This window comes from Pseudomonas pudica (assembly GCF_015680405.1).
In the GTDB taxonomy this organism is placed as follows: domain Bacteria; phylum Pseudomonadota; class Gammaproteobacteria; order Pseudomonadales; family Pseudomonadaceae; genus Aquipseudomonas; species Aquipseudomonas pudica.
In genome coordinates, this window is the sequence record NZ_JADLJS010000001.1 from 122,336 (window position 1) to 145,141 (window position 22,806).

General features: G+C 55.6%; 22 protein-coding genes. 11 read left to right on the forward strand and 11 right to left on the reverse strand.

Features of this window, described 5'->3' with window-relative positions; translation table 11 throughout:
* Nucleotides 1–32 precede the first annotated feature (32 nt).
* From IRZ77_RS00555 to IRZ77_RS00585, 7 genes are all read right to left on the reverse strand, one after another.
* A complete protein-coding gene (locus tag IRZ77_RS00555; protein ID WP_196172625.1) occupies nt 33–1,574 on the reverse strand; it encodes a UxaA family hydrolase in 1,542 nt (513 codons plus the stop codon).
* Nucleotides 1,575–1,751: 177 nt separating this feature from the next.
* Nucleotides 1,752–2,546, reverse strand: coding sequence for an IclR family transcriptional regulator (locus IRZ77_RS00560; protein ID WP_196172627.1), 795 nt, complete (start codon nt 2,544–2,546; stop codon nt 1,752–1,754).
* 94 nt (nt 2,547–2,640) lie between these two features.
* Nucleotides 2,641–3,606 (reverse strand): LysR family transcriptional regulator, encoded by a 966-nt coding sequence (locus IRZ77_RS00565; protein ID WP_196172629.1) that lies wholly within the window; start codon nt 3,604–3,606, stop codon nt 2,641–2,643.
* Between the two features lie 194 nt (nt 3,607–3,800).
* Nucleotides 3,801–4,493, reverse strand: a complete 693-nt coding sequence (locus IRZ77_RS00570; protein ID WP_196172631.1) for a hypothetical protein — start codon at nt 4,491–4,493, stop codon at nt 3,801–3,803.
* Nucleotides 4,494–4,508: 15 nt separating this feature from the next.
* Nucleotides 4,509–5,402, reverse strand: a complete 894-nt coding sequence (locus IRZ77_RS00575) for a fumarylacetoacetate hydrolase family protein (protein WP_196172633.1) — start codon at nt 5,400–5,402, stop codon at nt 4,509–4,511.
* 3 nt (nt 5,403–5,405) lie between these two features.
* Entirely contained in the window at nt 5,406–6,206 is an 801-nt protein-coding gene (locus tag IRZ77_RS00580) for a 2-keto-4-pentenoate hydratase (protein WP_196172635.1), read from the reverse strand.
* Between the two features lie 5 nt (nt 6,207–6,211).
* Nucleotides 6,212–7,006, reverse strand: a complete 795-nt coding sequence (locus IRZ77_RS00585; protein WP_196172637.1) for an IclR family transcriptional regulator — start codon at nt 7,004–7,006, stop codon at nt 6,212–6,214.
* A gap of 217 nt (nt 7,007–7,223) precedes the next feature.
* On the opposite strand from IRZ77_RS00585, the gene IRZ77_RS00590 reads away from it, so the two are divergent.
* The 4 genes from IRZ77_RS00590 (at nt 7,224) to IRZ77_RS00605 (ending at nt 11,662) form a co-directional block, all read left to right on the forward strand.
* Complete coding sequence (locus tag IRZ77_RS00590; RefSeq protein ID WP_196172639.1) at nt 7,224–8,657, forward strand: MFS transporter; 1,434 nt, start codon at nt 7,224–7,226, stop codon at nt 8,655–8,657.
* Nucleotides 8,658–8,805: 148 nt separating this feature from the next.
* Nucleotides 8,806–9,630, forward strand: coding sequence for a shikimate dehydrogenase family protein (locus IRZ77_RS00595; RefSeq protein ID WP_196172641.1), 825 nt, complete (start codon nt 8,806–8,808; stop codon nt 9,628–9,630).
* Between the two features lie 193 nt (nt 9,631–9,823).
* The gene (locus IRZ77_RS00600; protein ID WP_196172643.1) at nt 9,824–10,822 is read left to right on the forward strand and encodes a Gfo/Idh/MocA family protein; all 999 of its coding nucleotides are present in this window, start codon (nt 9,824–9,826) and stop codon (nt 10,820–10,822) included.
* A gap of 33 nt (nt 10,823–10,855) precedes the next feature.
* A complete protein-coding gene (locus tag IRZ77_RS00605; RefSeq protein WP_196172645.1) occupies nt 10,856–11,662 on the forward strand; it encodes an IclR family transcriptional regulator in 807 nt (268 codons plus the stop codon).
* A 65-nt stretch (nt 11,663–11,727) separates the two neighbouring features.
* On the opposite strand, the gene IRZ77_RS00610 is transcribed toward IRZ77_RS00605, so the two are convergent.
* Nucleotides 11,728–12,537 carry a sugar phosphate isomerase/epimerase family protein gene (locus IRZ77_RS00610; protein ID WP_196172647.1) on the reverse strand — a complete coding sequence of 270 codons (810 nt, stop codon included), beginning with the start codon at nt 12,535–12,537 and terminating at the stop codon, nt 11,728–11,730.
* Nucleotides 12,538–12,805: 268 nt separating this feature from the next.
* On the opposite strand from IRZ77_RS00610, the gene IRZ77_RS00615 reads away from it, so the two are divergent.
* From IRZ77_RS00615 to IRZ77_RS00625, 3 genes are all read left to right on the forward strand, one after another.
* Nucleotides 12,806–13,597: an SDR family NAD(P)-dependent oxidoreductase gene (locus IRZ77_RS00615; RefSeq protein ID WP_196172648.1), complete on the forward strand. Its 792-nt coding sequence runs from the start codon at nt 12,806–12,808 to the stop codon at nt 13,595–13,597.
* Between the two features lie 167 nt (nt 13,598–13,764).
* The gene (locus IRZ77_RS00620) at nt 13,765–14,247 is read left to right on the forward strand and encodes a hypothetical protein (protein ID WP_230386278.1); all 483 of its coding nucleotides are present in this window, start codon (nt 13,765–13,767) and stop codon (nt 14,245–14,247) included.
* 334 nt (nt 14,248–14,581) lie between these two features.
* On the forward strand, nt 14,582–15,010 hold the full coding sequence (locus IRZ77_RS00625; RefSeq protein ID WP_196172651.1) for a hypothetical protein: 429 nt from the start codon (nt 14,582–14,584) through the stop codon (nt 15,008–15,010).
* A gap of 90 nt (nt 15,011–15,100) precedes the next feature.
* Here IRZ77_RS00625 and IRZ77_RS00630 read toward each other — a convergent pair whose 3' ends face one another.
* Both IRZ77_RS00630 and IRZ77_RS27225 read right to left on the reverse strand, forming a co-directional pair.
* On the reverse strand, nt 15,101–15,259 hold the full coding sequence (locus tag IRZ77_RS00630) for a hypothetical protein (RefSeq protein WP_196172653.1): 159 nt from the start codon (nt 15,257–15,259) through the stop codon (nt 15,101–15,103).
* Between the two features lie 128 nt (nt 15,260–15,387).
* Complete coding sequence (locus IRZ77_RS27225) at nt 15,388–15,576, reverse strand: antitoxin Xre/MbcA/ParS toxin-binding domain-containing protein (RefSeq protein WP_196172655.1); 189 nt, start codon at nt 15,574–15,576, stop codon at nt 15,388–15,390.
* Between the two features lie 1,021 nt (nt 15,577–16,597).
* On the opposite strand from IRZ77_RS27225, the gene IRZ77_RS00640 reads away from it, so the two are divergent.
* Entirely contained in the window at nt 16,598–17,347 is a 750-nt protein-coding gene (locus tag IRZ77_RS00640; protein WP_196172657.1) for a DNA-binding protein, read from the forward strand.
* Between the two features lie 169 nt (nt 17,348–17,516).
* Here IRZ77_RS00640 and IRZ77_RS00645 read toward each other — a convergent pair whose 3' ends face one another.
* Nucleotides 17,517–18,416, reverse strand: a complete 900-nt coding sequence (locus IRZ77_RS00645; protein ID WP_196172659.1) for a hypothetical protein — start codon at nt 18,414–18,416, stop codon at nt 17,517–17,519.
* A 970-nt stretch (nt 18,417–19,386) separates the two neighbouring features.
* On the opposite strand from IRZ77_RS00645, the gene IRZ77_RS00650 reads away from it, so the two are divergent.
* The 3 genes from IRZ77_RS00650 to IRZ77_RS00660 all read left to right on the forward strand — a co-directional run bounded on the left by IRZ77_RS00650 (nt 19,387) and on the right by IRZ77_RS00660 (nt 22,746).
* Nucleotides 19,387–20,022, forward strand: a complete 636-nt coding sequence (locus tag IRZ77_RS00650; protein WP_196172661.1) for a hypothetical protein — start codon at nt 19,387–19,389, stop codon at nt 20,020–20,022.
* On the forward strand, nt 20,019–20,768 hold the full coding sequence (locus IRZ77_RS00655; protein ID WP_196172663.1) for a hypothetical protein: 750 nt from the start codon (nt 20,019–20,021) through the stop codon (nt 20,766–20,768). Before IRZ77_RS00650 ends, IRZ77_RS00655 begins: the two co-directional genes overlap by 4 nt.
* 97 nt (nt 20,769–20,865) lie before the next feature.
* Entirely contained in the window at nt 20,866–22,746 is a 1,881-nt protein-coding gene (locus tag IRZ77_RS00660; protein WP_196172665.1) for a DDE-type integrase/transposase/recombinase, read from the forward strand.
* Nucleotides 22,747–22,806: the final 60 nt, after the last annotated feature.

Below are 22,806 nucleotides of genomic sequence, written 5' to 3' on the forward strand. Positions count from 1 at the left end.
TTCATGGCCTCAAAAATGGGTATGCAAGTCGATCAGGTCACAGCACCGATCTGCCAGGGCACGAACTCGTTCTGCCCATAGCCGTGCTGTTCACTCTTGCTGCGCTCACCCGAGGCGATGCGCAGCATGTGTTCGAAGATGTAGGCGCCGCGCTCTTCGATGGTGGTGGAGCCATCGGCAATACCACCGCAATTGACGTCCATGTCCTCTTCCTGATGTTCGAAGACACGGTTGTTGGTCGCCAGCTTGATCGACGGCGCCGGCGCGCAGCCGTACGCCGATCCACGACCGGTGGTAAAAGCGATCAGGTTCGCCCCCCCTGCCACTTGGCCGGTGGCCGACACCGGGTCGTAGCCAGGGGTATCCATGAAAACGAGCCCCTGCGCACGTACCGTCTGCGCGTACTCATAGACGTCGACCAAGTTGCTGGAACCGGCTTTGGCCACTGCGCCCAGGGATTTTTCCAGGATGGTGGTCAGGCCACCGGCCTTGTTACCGGCGGAGGGATTGTTGTTGAGCTCAGCGTTCATCCGCTGGCAGTAAGCCTCCCACCAATGAATACGCGCTACGAGCTTTTCGCCGACCTCGCGGCTGATTGCGCGGCGTGTCAGCAAATGCTCCGCACCGTAGATCTCTGGTGTTTCGGAAAGAATCGCCGTGCCACCTGCGGCCACAAGACGGTCGACGGCATTGCCCAGCGCAGGGTTGGCAGTAATACCGGAATAACCATCAGAACCACCACACTGCAGGCCGACCACCAAATGGCGAACACTGACCGGCTGGCGCTGCACTTGATTGGCTTTGTCCAACAGGGTTTTGACCTGTTCGATACCGGCAGCAATGGTTTTCGAAGTCCCCCCTACCCCTTGGATGGTGAAGGTGCGCAGTTGCGCACTGGCTTCAAGGCCCTGAGTTTCGAGCAGGGTTTCGATCTGGTTGGTTTCACAACCCAGTCCGATGATCAGCACGGCGGCAAAATTGGGATGGACGGCGTAGCCGGCCAAGGTACGGCGCAGAAGCCCCAAGGACTCGCCACCAGGATCGACCGCACAGCCGGAGCCATGGGTCAGGGCCACCACACCGTCAATGTTCGGGTAGTCGGCCAACACCTCGGGATGGATATCGCGGCGGAAATGGTCAGCCACTGCGCGCGCGACAGTTGCCGAGCAGTTCACCGAAGTCAGAATGCCAATGTAGTTACGCGTCGCGACCCGGCCATCGTCCCGCACAATGCCCTGAAACGAAGCTTCAGTGGCTGGCTGGCTGCGAACATCGGCACCGAAGGCGTAGTCACGGTCGAAATCGCCCATCTGCACGTTGTGCACATGCACATGGTCGCCCGCGTCGATGGCCTGGGAGGCGAAACCGATGATCTGCCCGTAGCGGCGCAGCGGTTGGCCCTGCTCTACCCGTTCAGTTGCAATCTTGTGGCCCGAAGGGATCGGCTGGCCTACAGTGATGCCCTCAGCCTCCAGATGCTGGCCCTGCACCAGGGCCTGCCGAGCAATGAGAACGTTATCCAGCGGGTTCAAACGGATGACGGCAGGGTCACCGGATTTGGCGATGAGTTGCATAGAACCTCTCAGGACTTCGCGGCTGACTTCTTGTTATGGCGTAGCCCCGCATTAGCGGGGCTGGCGTGTATCCACTTTAAGAAGCGCGCGAAAACATTCCCAATGAGATGATTCGATCAACCGATAACCCTGGGTTATCAGCTGGCTAATTCAGCGCCTGATTGTTAATCGTAAAACTCATTCCACCGCAATGGATCTGCGCGGCCATACCGTACCTAGCTTGTTCGCAGCATCCTGGAGCAACGCATGCAGGTCGTGGTACCGGTCTGGATGCATACGCAACACTGGGCCGGCGATACTCATGGTCCCAACGACTGTGCCGGATGGAACCATGTTCACTGGCACCGCCATTGCCCATATGCCTGCCTCCGCTTCCTCCACAACCAGCCCGTAGCCACGTGCTCGGGTTTCAGCAAGGTCGGATAGCAAGCGTTCGACAGTGTTGATAGCCCGAGGGCCCTTGCCGATACCTCGTTCTTTGCCCAAACCGCCGCGGATGGCAATTTCAACCGCTTGCTCGTCAGGCATGGAAGCGAGCCAGGCTTTACCGTTGGCGGTGGCGTATGGATTGATGGGCTGATCCATGGCTGGCGAGTACATCAATCCAGGCGCAGCGCCTTGAGCAGAGGCCAGCCAGGACAAGCCGCCCTCGCAGACGGCAGTCACGCGCACCAGCTCACGGGATGCAGACGCCACCTCCTCAATAATCGGCTGAACGAGCTCAGGCAACCCAATGCCATTCAAATACCGCTGCCCCAGCAGCGCCAACTTGAGAGTCAGACGGTATTGGGATGTAGCCTCATGCTGCTCAGCCCACCCCTGGTCGACCAACTGCGCAAGCACACGATGTGCCGGTCCCTTTTCCATCCCCAGCTCACCGGCGATATCGGACATTCGCATCCAGCGGGCCTCTCGAGCCAGCAGCTCTATCGCTTCCAGGCAGCGGTCAACAGCACCCTTGGCAACTCTCATAGAATTTTCTCGACTAGGTATCAACAGCCCCAATCATACGTGACGCGGTTCTTTTTGGAACACGGTCGCAGTCATTGCTGTTGATCCACGTTCGTCAGTCGTCAGAGCCCTCGAGCGCTTCGCGGCGTCGCCGCGCGCCTTCTATCAGTACTTCAACAAATAGACGACCTGCAGCGCTCAATGGCTCGTCCTTGCGCGTCACCACGCCGTACTCCAGTGGCGGAAGCGGTAGTGGGCTGGGTAATTCCTTGAGCTGCCCATTTGCCAGCTGTACGGCAACCATCGGGCGCGGCAATACCGCAATCATTGGCGCAGCTTGCAGCAACTGCAGGAAAACTGGCATCGAGATGGTCTCGACACTGTCCGACGGCGTAGTGATGCCGACAATTTTGAACGCCTGCTCCAAACGGTTGCGGATTGGCGTGCCCAGCGGGTACAACACCCAAGGCCAGGCGCTCAGAGACTCAGGCGAAATGCTAGTGTCCAGGTTGAGCGGGTGGGTGCTATTCACTACCAAGCTGAAAGGCTCAGGCTCCAATGGCTGGAAATCGAATAACTGTTCGAAGCGGGCTTCTGTGAAACGGCCGATCATGATATCGAGCTTGTTCTGCTCCAGCATTGCCAGCAGGTGATCGCTTGACTGCTCGATGACTTCGATAGACAGCAACGGACTACGCGCCTTGATGGCCGCAATTGCTTGCGGCAATACCTGAGCGGTGGACGCGAAGATCCCACCGACGCGCAAAAAACCATGCCCACCATTGCGCAGACGATTGACCTGGTCGACAAATTGTTGCGACTCGGCCAACGCATTTTGAGCGTACCGCACAACGTATTCGCCCAATTCGGTGGGCGGCATGCTACGCGAAAGGCGCTCGAACAAGGCGAAGCCAAACTGCTGCTCCAAGTCTCGCAACATCTTGCTGAGGGCGGGCTGACTAAGATTCATGAGCGTAGCGGTGGCGTGCATGTTACGAGTGCGAGCAAGGGTATCTATCAGCACCAGATGCTTGTAGCGTATCCAGTTGCAAAAGCTGGCATGGGTAATGTCCGGCGGCATCAGCAACGGGTCTCAGACGGATGGAAAAGGCGGCGCTGCGCTGACACGTTGCGTGTCGGGCTGCGAAGACCAGTATCGCACGGGAAAATAAAAAATGAGCGCGCCAACGGCAAAGCGTAAACAGCTTGCCGAGGCGCGCCCAGAAGAGGAAACACGCACACACTGCCTACAGCATCACTGCAGGCCAGCACAACTTATCCCGCGCTGGAAGGTGTCTTGCAGCGGGTGTATTCCAGCTGATAAAGCGTGGTCGAGAGGTGCTGAGCGCTGTCTAGCAGGTTGCCAAGCTCCCCAATCAACCTTTCTCTGACATGCCCGACATAATCAGCGGCACAACCCTCGACCATGATGATCCAGGACGGAATTTCGGTGCCTTCCGATCGCGCCTTTTTCTCCGCAGTCTCGACTTTGCTGACAGCTTCATCGGCAGTGCACAAGTGCACACCGGTGATCCCTTGCGCATCGGCTAGCGGCGGCAACACTCGATCACGCAAGGCGTGCAGAACATCCGTGTAGCGCTCGGCGGCAACATTGAATCGCAGCGTTACCAGATAAGCGCCATTACCCACGCCGGCCGTGTAATGTACGTCGCAAATTGACCGGGCGACATTCCGGTAGGACTGCACGACCTTCTGCGTCCATGGCGTCGGCGCGTTCAGGCGAGCCAGATAATCTGGCCCTCCCAGCACTTGCACGGAATCAGCTTCGTACAGGTTGAAATAGACAGGCCCTGCATCAAGCGCAATGTATCGTCGCCCGCGCTGAAACCCCGGGATCGCTGCACGTTCGGGCATGTGCTCACGGTTATGCCATTCGTAGAACTCATCCCGTGCTTCCGGCAGAAGGTCATGCCAAATTGCAACTACACCTGTTCCTGCAAAACTCATGTCTTTTCTCCGGAATCAATCAACGTTAGGGTGACGGCCCGCAACCCAGGCAGCGCCCATCTGCGCCACATACGGTACGACCGTAACGGACTGCTCACCTAAACCAGTACCGCCGACGCGCATGACGTCTCCAGCCTTGAGGAACACATTGGGGGTCTGCCCCAAGCCAACGCCTGGCGGCGTACCGGTGATGATCACGTCACCTGGCATCAGCGCCATGAATCGGCTCAGGTAGGACACGATGTGCGCGACGCCGAAAATCATGGTCTTGGTGTTGCCATTCTGGAAACGCTTTCCATTCACTTCGAGCCAGAGATCAAGGTTCTGCGGATCTGGGATCTCATCGCGAGTTACCAGCCATGGCCCCAATGGCGCGAAGGAGAAGCTGCTCTTGCCCTTGGTCCACTGCCCTTCGAATTCGAGTTGGTAGGCCCTTTCGGACAGATCGTTGACCAAGCAGTAACCGGCAACATGATCCAACGCTTTACTTTCCTCGACATGCCAGGCAGGCGAACCGATCACGATCGCCAGCTCGACCTCCCAATCAAGTTTCTTCGCATCGTTCGGCAGAATAACGGGGTCGTTTGGACCACTAATGGAACCGGTGTGCTTGTTGAACACCACAGGCTGACTCGGGATAGGGGTATTTGTTTCAGCGGCATGGTCGGAGTAATTGAGGCCGATACATACCAGGTTTGGCACATTGCCTACGCACGGCCCCAAACGGGTGCCGGCCGGCACCAATGGCAGGGACTCAAGATCGACGCCCCGCAGTTTGTCGATACTTGACGGCGACAGCGCCACAGCATCGATATCATCCACGATGCCAGAAAGATCCCTGACCTGTCCTTGAGCATCCAAAATTCCAGGCAGTTCTTGTCCTGGCAGACCGAAACGAACCAAGCGCATACGTTACTCCTCAATCGTTGAGAAAAAGACAGACAGGGATCCTGCCTTGCCAAACTGGATATCCAGTGACTGGTTGGTGGGAACTTCCAGCACCCCGGCATAAGAGCCGGTGATCACGACCTGACCGGCGTGCAGATCGATGCCACGTGCAGAGAGAAAATTTGCGAGCCAGACCATCGGCGAAACCGGGTCTTGATCCGGGTGAGCGCCGGCAATGCTCAGAGGGTCGGCCCCCTCATGACTTAGCGTAATATCGAGGTGAGTGGGCAGATGGGTCGAACCCAGTGAAAAAGCCCGCGGCCCGAGGACTAGCCCATGGTTGAACAGCCCGTCAGCCAGTAGGTGCTCGAACGTCACCTTTTGCGGATCGATGTATCGACAATCAATGACCTCAAGGGCGAGGTGCACCTGACTGATCGAGCGGATGATGTCATCGGCCGTGTACGGCGCCGACCGGGCAGGAAGGTCCGCGCCCAACACGCAGGCGAGTTCGGGTTCGATTTTTACCTTGGAAGTAGCAATACCGAGGGGGTACTGCTCACCGCTCACGATGCTATCGGTGTAGAGAGGTGCGACTATCCACTTGCCAGGTTTGGGCAATGCACATTTCCATCCGCCTACTTTCTTCCCTGCCAGCACACCTACATGCTGCTGTATCTCGAAGCCTTGCTCGAGGCTCAGTAAGGCCTCATCACAGGGCAAGGCCTCTAAACGATTACCCGATTGACGCGCATTCACAAGATGTGAGGCGGCTTGCAGAAGGCTTGATTTAGCCGCATCAGCTGGCTGACTGTACTGATTCATAACATTCATACCTGCGCACTGGATTGTCGAGGCCATACCGTACCGAGCTTGTTTGCCGCATCCTCGAGCAAGGCATATAAATCACCATAACGGTCCGGATGCATACGCAAGACCGGGCCCGCGATGCTCATGGTTCCAACCACGGTGCCAGACGGGATCATCTTCACCGGAACCGCAATCGCCCATACACCAGCCTCGGCCTCTTCCACCACAAGGCCATAACCGCGGATTCTGGTTGCGGCCAGTTCGGACAGCAGGCGCTCGACAGTATTGATAGCCCGCGGACCTTTCCCGACGCCCTGGTCTTTACCCAGACCGTCGCGAATAGCAATTTCAACGGCTAATTCATCCGGCATCGAGGCCAGCCAAGCCTTTCCATTAGCGGTGGTGTATAGATTGATAGGCTGGTCCATGGCAGGCGAGTACATCAGCCCTGGTGCTGCGCCCTGGGCTGAGGCAAGCCAAGCCAGTCCCCGCTCGCACACCACCGTGAGGCGAACCAACTCATGGGATACGGACGCTACGCCTTCAATGATGGGCTGAACCAGTTCGGGCAAGCCGATACCGTCCAGATACCTCTGCCCCAGAAGGGCCAGCTTGAGCGTCAGCCGGTAGTGCGACGTTGCTTCATCCTGCTCCACCCACCCCTGCTCCACCAACTGCGCAAGCACTCGGTGAGCGGGACCTTTTTCCATACCCAGTTCACCTGCAATATCGGACATTCGCATCCATCGAGCCGTACGCGCCAGCAACTCAATAGCTTCAAGGCATCGGTCGACAGCACCTTTTACAACTCTCATAGGCTTTATCTCGACTGAAGATCAATAGCGTAAGCGATTCGTTACCATGTTCTAGTTGGAACGCGGTTACAATAATAATCACCATTCGAACGCCGCGTCAACGTCAGCTGATGGATTCGTATGACCAGAAGACGTCACTTGACAAAGCCGTGGTCCGGGAACAACATTTCATCTGGAACGTCGTTACAATAACAAAATTACGGTACCGGAGACATTTATGAGCCAAGGCATCCAGAGCGATCCAGCCCTCAAGCGCCAGTCAGGGAAAGCCGCAGCAAGCGGCTGGATTGGCTCGGCGTTGGAGTATTACGACTTCTTCATCTACGCCACTGCGGCAGCCCTGCTTTTTCCGCAGCTGTTCTTCCCAACAGATAACCCAACGGTTGGCATCATCGTTTCATTGGCAAGCTTCGGCGTCGGCTACATTGCGCGGCCGATTGGGGCAGTGGTATTAGGGCACCTGGGCGACCGCCATGGCCGCAAAACTGTATTGGTCTACTGCATGTTCCTGATGGGCTTCTCGACCATGTGCATCGGCCTGCTTCCGACCTATCAACAGATCGGCATCTGGGCACCGGCAATATTGATCACTCTGCGCCTGATTCAAGGCTTCGCGGTTGCCGGTGAAGTGTCATGTGCAAGCTCAATGACCCTGGAGCACGCACCTGACGGACGACGCGGCTATTTCGCGAGCTTTACACTTCAAGGCGTACAAGCCGGACAACTGCTAGCCGCTGCTGTTTTCCTGCCACTTGCCCAGTTCATGCCTGCAGATGACTTTGCTTCCTGGGGTTGGCGAATTCCGTTCCTCCTCAGCGCTGTAGTACTTGTGGTCGGATGGATCATCCGTCGTGAGGTACATGAGGCCCCGGTCTTCGCTGAAGCACAAGCAGAGGATAAGCCTCGCAAATTGCCTGTGGTCGAAGTGCTCACCCAAAGCTGGAAGGATGTACTGCGCGTGATCTGCATGGCGCTCTCCGCAGTACTCGCAATCCTTGCCTCCGTGTTCGGTGCCACGTATGCGGTCCAGCCCGCTTACGGCATTGGCTTCCCTTCCGGGCTGTTCATGTGGATTCCAGTGCTCGGCAACCTGTGCGCGGTCATCCTGATTCCATTCGTTGGCAAACTTTCTGACAGAATTGGGCGTCGCCCCCCAGTGATTGTGGGCGTGCTCTGCGGCGGACTCCTGTCCTTCGCGTACCTCTACGCGATCAGTATCCACAATCTCTGGCTGTCCCTGATCCTCTCGCTTCTTATGTGGGGCGTGGCTTACCAAGGCTTCAATGGTGTTTTCCCAAGCATGTTCCCAGAGCTGTTCCGCACCCGCGTTCGCGTTACCGGCATGGCTATCGGTCAAAACATCGGCGTGGCGTGCACTGCATTTCTACCTGCCCTGTTCGTTTCGGTTGCACCGCCCGGCACCGAAAATATCCCGCTGAAAATTGGAGCGCTGACTTTTGGCATTTGTGTGATCTGCGCAATTGCAGCGTTTACGACTCGGGAAACCTTCCGTGTTCGCCTGAGCGAACTTGGCGACCCCAATGCGGTGCCGATGTCGAAGGAGGAATACGAACTGCTGCGGGAAAAATCCAACCCCAAGACCCATCACAACGCCTCGAGCCAAGCGCTTAAAATCACACCGAACACCTAGATTCCTTGCGGTCAGTCCGCTGTGCATTTGCTCTGCACAGCGGACTGGACACAATGGCAATCGATGCGCGCCTATAGAAGCAGACCGCGGCCTGCAGACTGGCAATAGCCGCGTACCCAACCATCTACTGCAGGCTCAGCAGGATCACATGCATCCACTCATCACCGGCAGCACGCGCATTTATGGATTGATTGGTGATCCACTAAAAAGCGCCAAATCCCCCATGCTGTTGAATCGGCTATTCGCTGAAGCACAAGCCGACGCAGTTTGCATTCCACTGGAGGTCGGCCCCCAAAGCTTGGCCGATTTTGTCAAAGGTGTGCGCACTGTGCGCAACCTCGCCGGGCTTCTCGTCACCATGCCCCACAAGCAAGCGATGCTTGATGTCGTGGACGTCCTTCACCCCACCGCGCGCCAGATCGGCGCAATCAATGTGGTCCGCTGCGACAAGGATGGGCGCTGGGAGGGGGCTGTATTCGACGGGCTTGGCTGCGTACTGGGCATGCAGCGCCACGGCGTTTCCTTGCTTGGTAAATCTGTACTACTGGTCGGCGCAGGTGGCTCGGGAAGAGCCATCGCGTTTGCCGTCGCCGCAGCTGGCGCTCGCTCGCTGATCATTTCAGACCTGGACCCCAACCGCGCCGCTGACCTGGCGCACTGCGTCGCCCAGGAGGGTTCGTGCGAGGTGCATGCCGGCTTGCCAGACCCCACAGGCCACGACATCCTGATCAATGCCACCCCGCTTGGCATGAACCCCGATGATCCGATGCCTATAAAAGCAGATCAGCTCAATTCCGCCATGGTAGTGGTCGATATCATCACCCGACCCGAGCCGACCGCCTTGCTGCTTGAGGCGCAATCGCGGGGCTGCAAGACCCTTGATGGTCAACCCATGCATGTGGGCCAGGCATTGCTGGCACTCAGCTTCCTGGGTTTCGAAGATATTGAGCGTCGATACTCGACAGGATTGTAGAAATTTCGCCCCTCCCCGGCTAGCGCCACGCACCCCACCAAAACGAAACTTACTTCCGTTCATAATCATCTCATGCTAGCTTGTTTGGCAATCTCGGGGATGTCACTTGCACGCTGCTCCGACGGGGCTCGACCCGCAACCTCGATGGCACCGACAAGCGCCTCAAACATATTTGTTAATAAGGAATGAATGTTTGAAAGTCGTCCTTCTGGAAGTAAGCCACTGGCATACCCCGCTCTACCTCGACGCACTTGAGCGCCTGCCTGGCGTCACCGTCACGGCAGTCTCCGACGCCACGGGTTCGCGGGGGCTCGAGCTCGCCCAGCGCTTCGGCGCGCAACTATACAATCACTGGGAAGCCCTGCTGGAAAACGAAGAGGCGGATTTTGCCTTTGCCTTTGGCCCGCACGATGAGCTGTATGCCATGGGCGAGGCATTGATCGAGCGAAAGATTCACTTCGCGATGGAGAAACCCTGCGGCCTCACTCCGCAAGAGGTGCTGAAGCTGTACCAGCGTAGTGAAGCCGAAGGCCTGTTTGTGGCTGTACCGTTGATATGGCGACATAGTGAATTACTGGACCGCCTGCAACGAGAAGCTCGCCAGAGTAACGCCAAGTGGAGAACCCTGGCGTTTCGCTTTAACGCGGGCCCACCTGGACGCTACTTGGCAAACAGCTGTTCCTGGATGCTTGAGCCGAAACGCTCAGGTGGCGGATGCACGATCAATCTCGCCCCTCATTTCGTCGACCTGGTTCAGGAAATCTCCGGCGAGGCGATCCGCAGCGTTTCTGCAGTGATGTATCGCGACCCACGACTGACAGCCGTGGAGATCGGCTCGATGATGGCCCTTGTAACAGAGAGCGGCTGCATCTGCACGATCGAAACTGGGTACAATTATCCCGCCAATACCCCTGAGCAGCGGGAGTATTCATTCTCACTCTCGACCGATCAGTTCTACGCACGCTCGACTCCGGATGGCATGCGACTGGTCGACGCCGCTGGCCAGGCAAGTGACCTGCACATGAGCTTGAACTCTGATGTGTATTACGACAACTTCGTGACCGACATCCTCGACCCTGACCGCGATATTGCTTACACAGGTGCCGGGCTGGCAACCATGCACCGCGTCATGCGCATCATCGAGGCGGCTTACGAGTCGGATCGCCGGGGCGGCATCCCCATCACGCTTTAACATCCTGACGCGAAACATAGAGGACTGGAAAAATTGTCACATATAGGCCGCTACTTCAACACGCTGGAGCTGCTCCTCTCCCATCCAGGCGGCCTCGCCCTGTCTGACATCAGTGAGCAAACTCAAGTAGCAATGGCTACGGCTCACCGCATTTTGAGCGCCCTGCGGGAAAGAGGCTACGTTTACCAGGACGAACAGGACCATTACTGCCTCACGCTAAAGATTCCCAGTATGGGCGTGAACTACATCACTGAAACTGGTTTCGCCAGAATCATGCAACCCCTGCTCAATGAACTGGCCAGCGAGACGGGCGAGCATGTGCGGTTGGCGGAAGTTGCAGAAGATCATCTGACCTGGGTACTGCAGGCCACTAAAAGCACCAGGGGCCTTCAGTACCGCCGCGCCCTGGATGACAAGATCATTCCTCACACCACTGCGGCAGGCAAAGCATGGCTTTCCACCATGCGTGATGAGCGTGCCATGCGGATTCTTGCTGCCTGGGACATCGAGAAAAGCCGCGAGTACGCAGGCCCCAACGCTCGCATTTCCATTCGCGATATCTTCGATGACATCGCCCTGATCCGCAAAGAAGGGCACGCGATAGTTCGCGAAGAAGGAGAGATTGGCGTGTGTGTCGTGGCAGTGCCTGTCTTCGATACTTCACGAGCAGACCATTCGACCCCAGTAGCAACCCTGAGCATCGCCGGGCCTATCGCACGCATGCGGGAGGAAACGCTGGAGACTCACATCGAGCACTTGAAGCGCTCGGCCAAGAAGGTGGGCGAATGCTGGTCGCTCTGGAGTTCGGTCAGTGGCGAAGACTCACTGCCTGCGCGCTAATACTGCCACTCGCACCTGGGCCCGTTGCGGGCCACAGGGCCACTGTTACGGCGAGCAGCAGGTAATCAGGGGATGTTCCAACCCTTTTCACGCAGATCCTGCACACCCTTGTTCAGCTCATACAACGCATTTTCTTCACGAATGATTTCAAGCACGCAGTTTTCAATGCCGCAGGTTGCGTGAACGGCCTCGCCCAAGCCAACGAAGTCTACGACACCCGTACCCACTGGATCGTGACCCCATACATCCATACCTGTGTCGGACACGTGCACAAAGTCGATCGCAGTGTGGTACGCCAGCAAACTCGCTACCGGATCTTCGCCTATGTAAGCGGCGTTAGCGATGTCGTAAACGACTCTGACGACATCGTCATTGATGGTGCCCACAACCTCTGCCAGTTCGCGCATGGTAGGGGTGAAGCAATATGGCGTGTTTTCCAGCAGTAGGCGCACGCCAGCCTGCTTTGCCATCGGCATCAAGACCGCTAGGCTCTCGTACATCCACTCGTAGGTCTTTCCGAGCGGTGGCGAAATCATCGGGCGCCGGGTACCGGGGGAGATCACGACTTCCTGAGTATCCCAAGCGACTGCCAGATCAATCACCGCCTTGATGTGCTCGATGCTCTTCTGTCGCATGTTGGCCGCGGGGCTGGCCAGGTTGATGTCATAGCCGCCGGCATTGAGCGACCGCACCTTGGCGTCGTATTGACGCAGACGTACGCCAGCCGCAGAGCGTTCTGCGCTCGACATTTCCACGGGCCAGCAATGTGGCGAGCTGACGGGGACTTCGAACACGCGATGACCGTGCTCGGAAAGCTGCGCAATGGCATCAATTGCGGTGGATGACCACAGATAAGAAAACGTGCTGATGATCATGTCGGAACATCCTTTCAGTTGAGTATTCACTGGAGTGAAATGGGCCATTCATCTTTTGTATTTTTGTACGTTGACCACGATCGCTGACCGAAAGGCGCGACGATGGATGCCTCTGGATGGCGACAGCCGGTTAGCTGCAAAGGGCATCCTGATGACTCAAAAAAAATAACGGAATCCAATTCCATTGTCAATTTGATTGCAAAGTCATTTAGGGTTAAGTAGGTTATGGCTTTCACCTACAACAAAATCTACGAGTGAGGGTTGCCAAATGAGAGCTTTGGTCAGTGGCGGTAGCAGCGGTATTGGTGCGGCTACCTGCCTGAGAATTGCAGAAGCGGCACTTGCCCGGGGCTCGCAGCCGAAAATCGCCGTTTGCGGCCAAATCCCCAATGCAACTCAGGAAGAAGTCGTCCAAGCCATCAAGTCGATGGGGGGTGTCGCTATCTCTTTGTCTGGGGACCTTGGCGATCCTGTGGTGCCAGAGCAGTTGATAGCCGCTGCAGTGGCGGAATTCGGCGGGCTTGATGCGCTGGTTGCTAATGCCGGCATCGCCAGCCCTGGCGCAATCTGTAATGTGTCCCTCAAGGATTGGGACGACATGTTCGCCGTCAATCTTCGCGGCGCGTGGTTGCTTGCCAAAGCCAGCTACCCGTACCTGCGTGAGAGTCGAGGCTCTGCGTGCTTCACTTCGTCGATGTCTGGCCAGCTTCCCCATGCTGGTTCCGGCGCCTACAGCCCAACCAAGGCAGCCCTGACAATGCTCGCCCAAACCCTCGCGCTGGAGTGGGCGCCTGACGGAGTCCGGGTCAATGTCGTATCCCCAGGCATGACCCATACACCGATGTCTGAAAAAATGTATGCCGATCCGCAGATCAAGAAGGCGCGTGAGGCAATCATCCCACTAGCGAGGATCGGCGAGCCAATGGATATCGCGAACGTGATCGAGTTTCTTATAAGCCCGCTGGCGGGATATGTAACGGGCCAGGATATCTGTGTAGATGGTGGCTTCTCCAAATCAATTCTTAGTCATATTCCAGGTCGACCTAGCTCCAAGTCCTGAAGTGTGCATTTCTCCGATATTGGTCGTATTAAATGCGCTCGATATCGGAGTACTTTCGGGCGGAAAACTTTGCAACGCGGGTGCGCCCCAGCCGCTGGCTGAACAAGGGGTCCACCAAGACTTAGGGCCGGCAGCAGCTTCAGCTGCTCGAGGAGCGAGCGACGACGATGCACTCGCTCGAGACTAAACACCAGCAGGCACATGAATCGCTGGAGCACTTTTGCCAACAGCATCACCTGCAACGCCAGGAAGAACTGCAACGGAATGATCAGCAGTTGAGCCAGTTGCAAGCTGAGGTGCGGGTATTGCGTGAACAACTGGCCGTCCGCCAGGAAGAGCTGACACAGCTCTACCGAGACCTGGAACGTTCGACCAGCACGCATAGCTACCAGCAGCAACAGCTCCGTCAGCTCGAGCGTGAGTTGAACGCCGCGCAGCAGCAATTGGTGACCGAGAAGCTGCACATGAACCAGGCGCATCAACAGGAACAAATAATGGCGACTGAGATCACGCTGCTTCGCGAGAAGTCCAGGTCTTATCTCCTCGCCCACCGGCATGATCAGCGCCTCCTGCGGGCGCAGGCGCAACAACTGGCACGCTTGCAAGGCTTGGTCGAGCCGGGGTCATCCGACAGTCCAACTCCTCAGTGATGGATCAAGCCTGGCGCGAAGTCATCTCACGCTCACGGGAGCATCGGGTGCGTGACCTCAGCGCATGCGCGGCAGGAAAGTTAAGAAAAAATGCAGAAAAACCCCAGAACTGAAGATTTTCTTGAGCCACTTAAGAAAAATTGGACGGCGGAGGCTGTGTGAAGAAAAAATTCAGGAACAGCGTCTCATATCTCAAACAGGAGCCGGCCCACCCCAGCTACCAGACGGTTTCGACTCTCAGCGCGGTGTCTTGCCCGCACAGCCCAAATTGTGAGCTTGCCGATCGCATCGTAAACTTGAGCGTTGGTGGCCACTGACCACCGGACGGATATCCATGTCTAAACGACCTACCTTTTCCCGTGAACGGGCCATGTTGAAGAAAGGCAACGCACGCCTCCTGAGGAGCGGTGACTTCTTCACTGCCGAAGCGTTCGGTGAGCTGACCCATCGGAGCACGGATCAAGCCAGGATTGAGCTCATGGCTTGGAAACAGGCGGGAGACATCTTCTCGCTGGTTCATGAGGACAAAGAATACTTTCCCCTGTATGCGTTTGACCCAGCGTCGGGCTACCGCCCCTTTTCACCCTTGGCAGCGATCATCTCGGCGCTCGGCCCTAGCACGCATGACTGGGCTATGGCGTTCTGGTTCGGCTCAGCCAACAGCTACCTGGGTGGCCAGATGCCAAAGCATGTAATGGTGAGCAACCCAGCGTGGGCACTGGATGCAGCCCGCAGCGAAGCGTACGGGGCGCTGCATGGGTGATGAATTATTCCACTGTTTTGCCCTGCCTTCGCCAAAGCCGTGGACCTACACGGCCACAAAGTCCTAAGCATCTTTACTTCGCAGGAAAACTCAACCGGCCAGACGCCCTACTGGCTCCCAACTCCGGTCTTTGGAAGCGGCAATATCGAGAAAGCGGCCTTGGCTACTGCGCTTGGCTAACGCTTGGCGTGCTTCTGCTTCAAAGCGGGCGGCCATCTGGGGTTTGGGTTCGTGCTTGATCTGCTTCATAGACACCTCGTGTGTCATAACCTTCGGAGGATTGATGGCTGTGCGATGATGACAAAACGCTCCGTCGCATCATACTCGACGACATCAGACCGGAGCAGGCTGGGCCGGTTAGTTACCCCCCGTAGCGATCAGTAAACACCGTAGTCGAGCCGTATGAGAAAGTCCGCGAGCTCCGTAAACCCCTCCTTGCTTTCCAAAAGCATACACGGTAGACACCGGCCTAGCCCGATCGCCGGCTTAGTGAACCAGTCTTCAGCCAGTTTACGATTACCAAATACCTGCTCAGCGGTTGTCAAAATTTGTTCGCGGCGTGTCATCCAGCAGCGGTGCTCGAGGCTCCAGCATCTGCTAGGAAATGGTGAGCTGGGTAGGAAGAAAGTAAATACGATCACGTTGTGCAAAGCCCCTCTGGTAAGCTGGGAATAGCTTTGGAAATCCAGCTGATGAGCACTCTTCGTGCTAAACACGTCAACTCAGGGCGCACCGCGAATACCGCCGGTAACAGTATTCGTGAGGAGAGAATCGTCCCGAGCCAAAGAGTAATTGGGCGGTGAAACACTCCACGAACGTCAGAGCCTCCCTCTGCACATACCGTTCGTAATGGTCGCGATAGGCAAGCGGGACGGTAGCGCGATTGCCTAAGCAGAGGTTGACTATCTGAGATAATAAATAGCCGCGGACGTCATACCGCGCATCCGCCGCTTTTAACACAGTGGCGTAGCACGAGTGGAAAACGAGCGTTGCAGTGGGGAGGCACTGGGGCGGTGCTTGATCGCTCATTGTTAAATTCCTACTACACCACTGAACAGTTATCGCACCTTGGACACACGCGAGTGAGCCACTGAATTCGTAGTGTTCGGCATTGCTGAAGGTGACGAAGCCTCCTGGCCCAGGCTACAAACCGTCCAGCATTTTGGCATTCCGGCGAGAGGGTGGCTACCTCCGCCTGAACGATGGGCAAAAGCCTGCAACGAACCCTCACGCGACCACCGAGTCAAAACCTGATAAACGTTCGATTCCGCTTGGCTCGCGCTGGTTCTCTCCTGCCTCACGCCAGGGTTAGTGCATGCGGCAGCGCATGCGGAACTTGAAATTGGAAAGCTCGCTGAAGCGGTGACGAGCGAGGCTTGCTCAGCAAGAGCGGGCAAGAGGCACAATTATGTTCAAGGCTTACACGCGCTGTACCCTCACTGTGCAAGGTACCGAAGCAACTCTGAGCGCTCCTTCGAGTGCTGCAACCCTCCGTCGGTGATGCTGATCCCTGCACGCTCCCGCGAGCGCTTTTACTTCAATAAATCCATACTCTTTGGGCAGCTGTAAAGCATAGGAGTACCGGCCATGCCCCGCGTAGGAATTAGCAAAGCCGTTGTGCAAACCGCTCGAGATGCCCTGCTCGCCCGCGGCGTGCATCCCAGTGTTGACGCCATTCGTGTCGAATTGGGCAATACCGGCTCCAATACCACGATTCAGCGTTACCTCAAGGAGTTGGCTACACCGAACCTACCCATGGCCGTCACCACGCTCAGAGACGATCTGGTTCACTACGTAGAAATGGTGGCCATGCGTCTTATTGAGGAAACCCGGCAGCAGGTGGCTTCCGAGCAGCCCCAGCTTGACGAGGCATGGCAGCAACCTCCCTCGACCGAGGCGCAAAATCGAGAGTTAATAACCGACCTGCAAAAGCAACTTGCTGATCAGCGCACAGCAATGGAAAACCTAACCCAGCAAAAGAGAAATCTGGAGCATCAATGCGTAGCCCTGCAGCAACTGCTTAGCCAGCGAGAAAGCGCCAACCATGCCCTCAGTGAGCGCAATGATCATCTAGAGGCATTACTGGACCAGGAGTGTGAACAGCCGCCACTACAGTGCGTACCCAAACACCAGCATAACGAGCAGCGGAATCACCAGCTGAAGGAGAAGGAGTTGCAGAACCTCAAAGCGACTCTCCTGCAAACGCAAACTGAGCTGATTGCGCTCTATCGGGAGCAGAGACGATCGTTAGCAGAGAGCCAGTCGAAAAACCCGCAAACACGGCCCGATGATCAACGAACCCAACCAGGTAAAGATGATTGGGACCAACAGGCCTAAACCGTCGTCAGCAGCACCACCGCTAGAGATGCCAACAGGGCAACGGTCCCACCTGGCGACGCTCAAGAGCTCGGCGAATCGGCACATGTTAGCGGCGTGGTATTGCCTTTAATAAAGACCGCGAATTACGCCGACCGTCCGAAAATGCCTTCCAGCCAGCGAGCCAAAATCACTTGACGTTGAGACGAGTGTCCAGCTCTCGCATCATTCGACGCAACCAGTCCGGGCAACGCTTCACGCCTTTCAAAATGCTGTTCATGCACCTGTCCATCAGCGGCTTCCCACCCAGACTGATACACCAGAGCATTGCAGCATGAATGTGAAACAACGCCTCCTCGGGAGGCAGCCAGCCGTTTTCGACCAAAAAATCACGCCCCTGTTTGAATACCTCCCGACGCTTATCAAAAGCCCTGATGTCACCGGGCCAACCCAGTGCGGGTGTCGCTCCCCACCGTGGCTTTCTCGCAGAGAACCACTCATCAATCAGCGCCCACAGATCTTTGTAGCACTCACAATAGGCAGGGTGGAGAGTTGCTAAAGCCAGGTAATTAAAGAAATGCTGATTTAGCCAACTCCTCTGTGGGGCATAGTTCACTGTATCCAACAGTGCCAATGGAAAGGCAAGCCGCTCCCAGTCGGGAATGCCCATCGCCCATCTCATTCTTGCATGCATTCGGTCACGATAAGTACAACCCACCAATGCTCTATTGCGAGGCTTCAGCGACTCGAGATAGCGGATGGAGGCCCAAGGATCATCAGCGTCCCATCCCAAAACCTCCCAAAGTGGATTCCTGAGTACTCGATCCAGTTCCGGCTTGGCCTCTACTAATCTATTGATACAAGTTTTCTGAAGCAGAACGCCATCATCCAGCCACTTGAGCCACTTAGGGTTCAGGTGAACGGTCTTAGCTTCGCCGGGGCGCAAGCTCGCATAATAATCAGGCCGATAGAGACAATCGCTTTGATAGGCAAAATCTTTCCGATCTTTTGCTTGCAGAAGTTGGAAAAGATCGGCACCCATAAAACGCATGCGGCAGCGCTGGATGGCGTCACTTGAAAGTGTCGACACTTGGTACCTCCAGTCCCAATCCCTGCTTGTGAGTCTAGGTTATGTTACATAACGATGCGACCCAGCGAGAAACCCTGCCAGCTTACCAACGAGCAATGCGAAATGTGTGCTATCGCAAATTTATGATTTTACTGAGAATAGATTTTATCAATCGTTCATTTCTGGGAGGTATTCGAAACTTCCTAGACAAGGTGGCTCCCTGGGACCCGATGCGAAAACCTCCTGTTATAACCTCTTGATTATCCTTATTATTTTTTCTAGCGCTCCTCTATACCGCCGCGAAACGATTCAGGATTTTCATTACGTATGGGCGCATTCTTGATCTCCGGCCTAGCCTCCCTCTCCAACCTGCTAGGTCTTTTTGGAGATTCCGCTCATGCGCTCCAGCTATCGAGGGTTCTCACCAAGGCCATCCAGGCACCTTGGTGAATGGTGCCTTAGCACCCATGCCGATTATTCACTTCAAAAAGAGCTGATCTCGCGTTCAGGCTCAAATCGGCTCTTTGTACCGAAATCTAAGACCGTGATGATCCGCTGCCAAGTTCGAGGATGTAGCTGGGCGATGGTTTCACTCATCACTTTTGACTTGCCAAATAGCAGGCATCATTCAGCGGAGTTGTTCGATACCAATAAACGTCGTGTGCCTGGTGAATTGCTTTCGCCCTTCCCAAGCGTGCAATGCTATCAACGCATGATCCGATTCAGAACCGTTAAGGGAAGTTGGGGAGGTGTATGGTTCAGCGTTCGCTATCGCGGCCCCTACCTGGTGGCGGAGTGGCATCACTACTCCACTCGGTATCTTTATCCGTGGTTCTGAGTGAATAGGGATTCACTCATCTACAAGCCCACCGACTGATCAGGCTCGGCTTCAGACATTCAGTCTTATCGAAGACACCTACGGCGGTGTACTGCATGCCGGGCCTGTTCGAGTTGACCGCTTTCACTACGTTTCCACAAAGGAGGCGTCATTATGCTCGTATTAGGTTCCTCTCACGTTCAAAAAGTCCCCCGCCAACCTCTCAATAAAGGGCGCCCGGGCAGCCGTGTGACATTCTTCCCTTCTCGAAAACTTGGCCATCCGATTACTTGCGGCAATCTGACACAAGCGGACCTTTGTGTCCACCTTGAATACAGCAGCGAGGTGGATAGTTATGAGTGTCGACCGGCAATCTTGCAGTTCGAGGGCTCGCACTTCAAGGCAGATTTCTGCATCACACTCAGTGATGGATCCTCATCGTATTTGAAGCTTCTTCCATATAATGTTCAATACCAAGAGCATGATGACGAGTGTCACAAGCTCAAGCTTCGTCTGAGAGATGAGGGCATCACTGTCGCTTGGCTCGCCTCTGACGATCTGCCTAGTCCTCTGCAGACGTCCAATCTGCGCTGCCTTTACTACTACAGTTTTGGAGCGAACCAACGGTTGGCGCAAAGTTTGTGCAAGTATGTCATGGGCCTGAAGGGTCAACGGGCAACTGTGGAAATGCTCCTCGCCTACGGCGCTTGCACGGCGGACATCTACCTAGCCATATTCTTGGGCGGCCTACATGTCCACCTCGACCAAAAACTCTCACCACAGTCGATGGTGTACGGGAGGCCGGTATGAACGGTTCTGATTTAAAAATCGGCGAGCATTTCCGCCGCCGTGGTCAGCGATTCCAAGTGATGAGTGTAAGACAAGCCAAAGTTCAGGAGAGGGCGACACACGGACCTAGGGTCGTACCTCGCCAGGCAGTTGAGATTTTGCCACGAGCAATGAAACGCCGAGATTTGGTCAAAATCCGGGAAACAGCGCCTATGGTTGATCCACAAAAAGTCTTGCCCGGTTTGCCTAGGCGATATCTCTTGGGTTTTCATCTTCGCCTGCACTATGTTCAAGTACTGATGGCCCGGCTCCACGGGCACATGCCAAAAGATTGTGGCTCATTACAAATCAGTGAACTGGCGAAACGCATCAATAATTCGGCGATCAATCGCATTCTCCTCAAGAATGAAGTATTTGAACGAAAAGTTGCTGATAGGCGTAGCAAGAACGCGCTGAAGCACCACGGATGCTCGCGCCAGCGTCCCCGTATCTCTCGAATGTTTGGAGTGGTGAAGGCTCAAACCCAACAATTGGATGTCTTGGTTGTGGAGGAAAACGGTCGGATCATTGGTCCCCCCTCTCTTACTGCCTTTACTGACGTATCGACGCAGACCCTGATCGCCTGGACCATCCGCATGGGTCCGCCAATCCGCTTGGATAACTCATTCGGCGGTGTGAGAGAACCCTATGTAATCGATAGTGGAGCCGAATTCAGCTGGGATTACCAGGGTCGGATCATTGGCATGCTTGGCAGGGAGGTTGGGTAGTAAGAACTAAACGCTGGAAGGTAATTTTCTCCGGAGGCCAGAGTATTCATGGCCATCAAAAAATCTTACCACAGTCTATGGTATACGCGAGGTCAGTATGAACGGTTCTGATTTCAAGATCGGCGAGCATTACCGCTACCGCGGTCAGCGATTCCAAGTGCTGGATGTCAGACAAGACACGGTCCAGTTGCGGGCAACCGAGGGACAAAGGGTCGTACTCCGCCAAACAGTTGATATTCTAGTCCGAGCAATGAAACGCGGAGATTTGGTCAAAACTCAGGAAGCGGCACTTATAGCCGATCCACAAAAAATCCTGGCCGGCTTGCCCAAGCGCTATTTGTTAGATTTTGACCGTCGCCTTCATTATGTACAAGGATTGATGGCGCGATTCCACGGACATATGCCCAAAGATCGTGCATCACTAGAAATCAGTGAGCTGGCGAAACGTATCAACGACATCAGCATCCCCAGCTTCAGCACAGCGCGTCGCTGGATAAAAGCCTTCTGTACCTCTGGGCTGATGCCAACCGCGCTCATTCCGCACAAGCGCCAAAAGTCCAAGCATCGCCTTGAACGTCAGCCTCGGGAGGTCCAACAGCTCATCTTGCAACAGATGGACGCGCTTTACCTGAAGCCGGAGCCTGCATGCAAGACTGAGGTAATAGATGCGATTATTCTAGCGTTGAGAGAATTAAACGACAACCGCCCCTCTCACGACAGACTGAAAGTCCCATCACCCTCAACGCTCAACCGCATTATCCTCGAGCATGATGCATATGAACGCACGCTTGCTCAAAAGGGAAGTAAGTACGCCCAGAGGCAACACGGATGGACGCGCAAGCGGCCCAGGCCCGCTCGATTATTTGCGTTGGTGGAGGCTGACACTCAACAGATGCATGTTTTGGTTGTGGACGAGGAAGGTCAGGTCATCGGCCGGCCTTATCTCACCGCCTTTCTTGAAGTATCGACACGGATGCCAATCGCCTGGACCATTGGATTTAACCCGCCATCGCTAGATACGACCTTAAAAGCCCTGAAGTTATCAATGTCCTCGGATAACCCATTCGGCGGGGTGGCGGAACGTTATGTATTCGACAGTGGTGCCGAGTTCATTGGAGATAACCTGCGCCGCATCATCGGTATGCTTGGCGGGGAGGTGTGTTATTGCGAGCCGGGTACTGGAAATCAAAAGCCACATATTGAAGCTTTTTTTGGCGTCTGGTCGAAAGAAATCGCCCATATGCTACCCGGTACTACGTTCTCAAACATAGCCGCTCGAGGTGACTACAACTCCGAAGACCACGCCTGTTTGACCCTCAAGGCGTTGGATGACATCTTCAGCCGCTGGGTAAAAGAAGTGTACTGCGAGCGCATTCACAGCAGTCTGAATACTTCGCCGAGGATGGCATGGGAAGCGGCTCAAAACCCCATGTTTCCGCCTAGACGTCACTCTCTCTCGGAATTGCATCATCACTTCCTCAGGGCGTTTACCGCATCCGCGCAACAGGGCCGGCTTCGACACAAGTCGTTGTTTTGGACTGGGCCGGCTGTGGCGTACCTTGCCAACCGGGAGCCCAAGGCTGAAAAACTGGTTGTATTCTACGACCCAAGCGACCTTGGGAAAGCTTGGGCAAGTCATCCGAGCTATCCGGAAGAGTTGATGGAATTGCAGCCCGTAGATCCTGATTATCAGGAAGGTCTGACGCTTCATCTGCATCAAGAAACGGTAAAGCGCTTGCGGGCGCATCGTCAGAGTTTTGATTCCGGCCGAGCTCGTGCAGCGCGTGTTGAAATTCTGCGCGACCTTGCTTACCTCAAAACTACAGCCAAACGTCGTAAGTACTATCAAACCAAAGAGCACGGTTCGTTGGAGCATCCCAAGAAATTTAGGCTTCCCAGGCCGAACAGGCCTCAAAAACCAGACAATTATCGATTTCATGGCAAGACGCCCGGAGATGATGCTCCGGTGGAGGTTTGAACATACCGCATAGCCTAGATCAATGACTTCCGCCCCGCGGTATCTCGGCAACCCAAACGC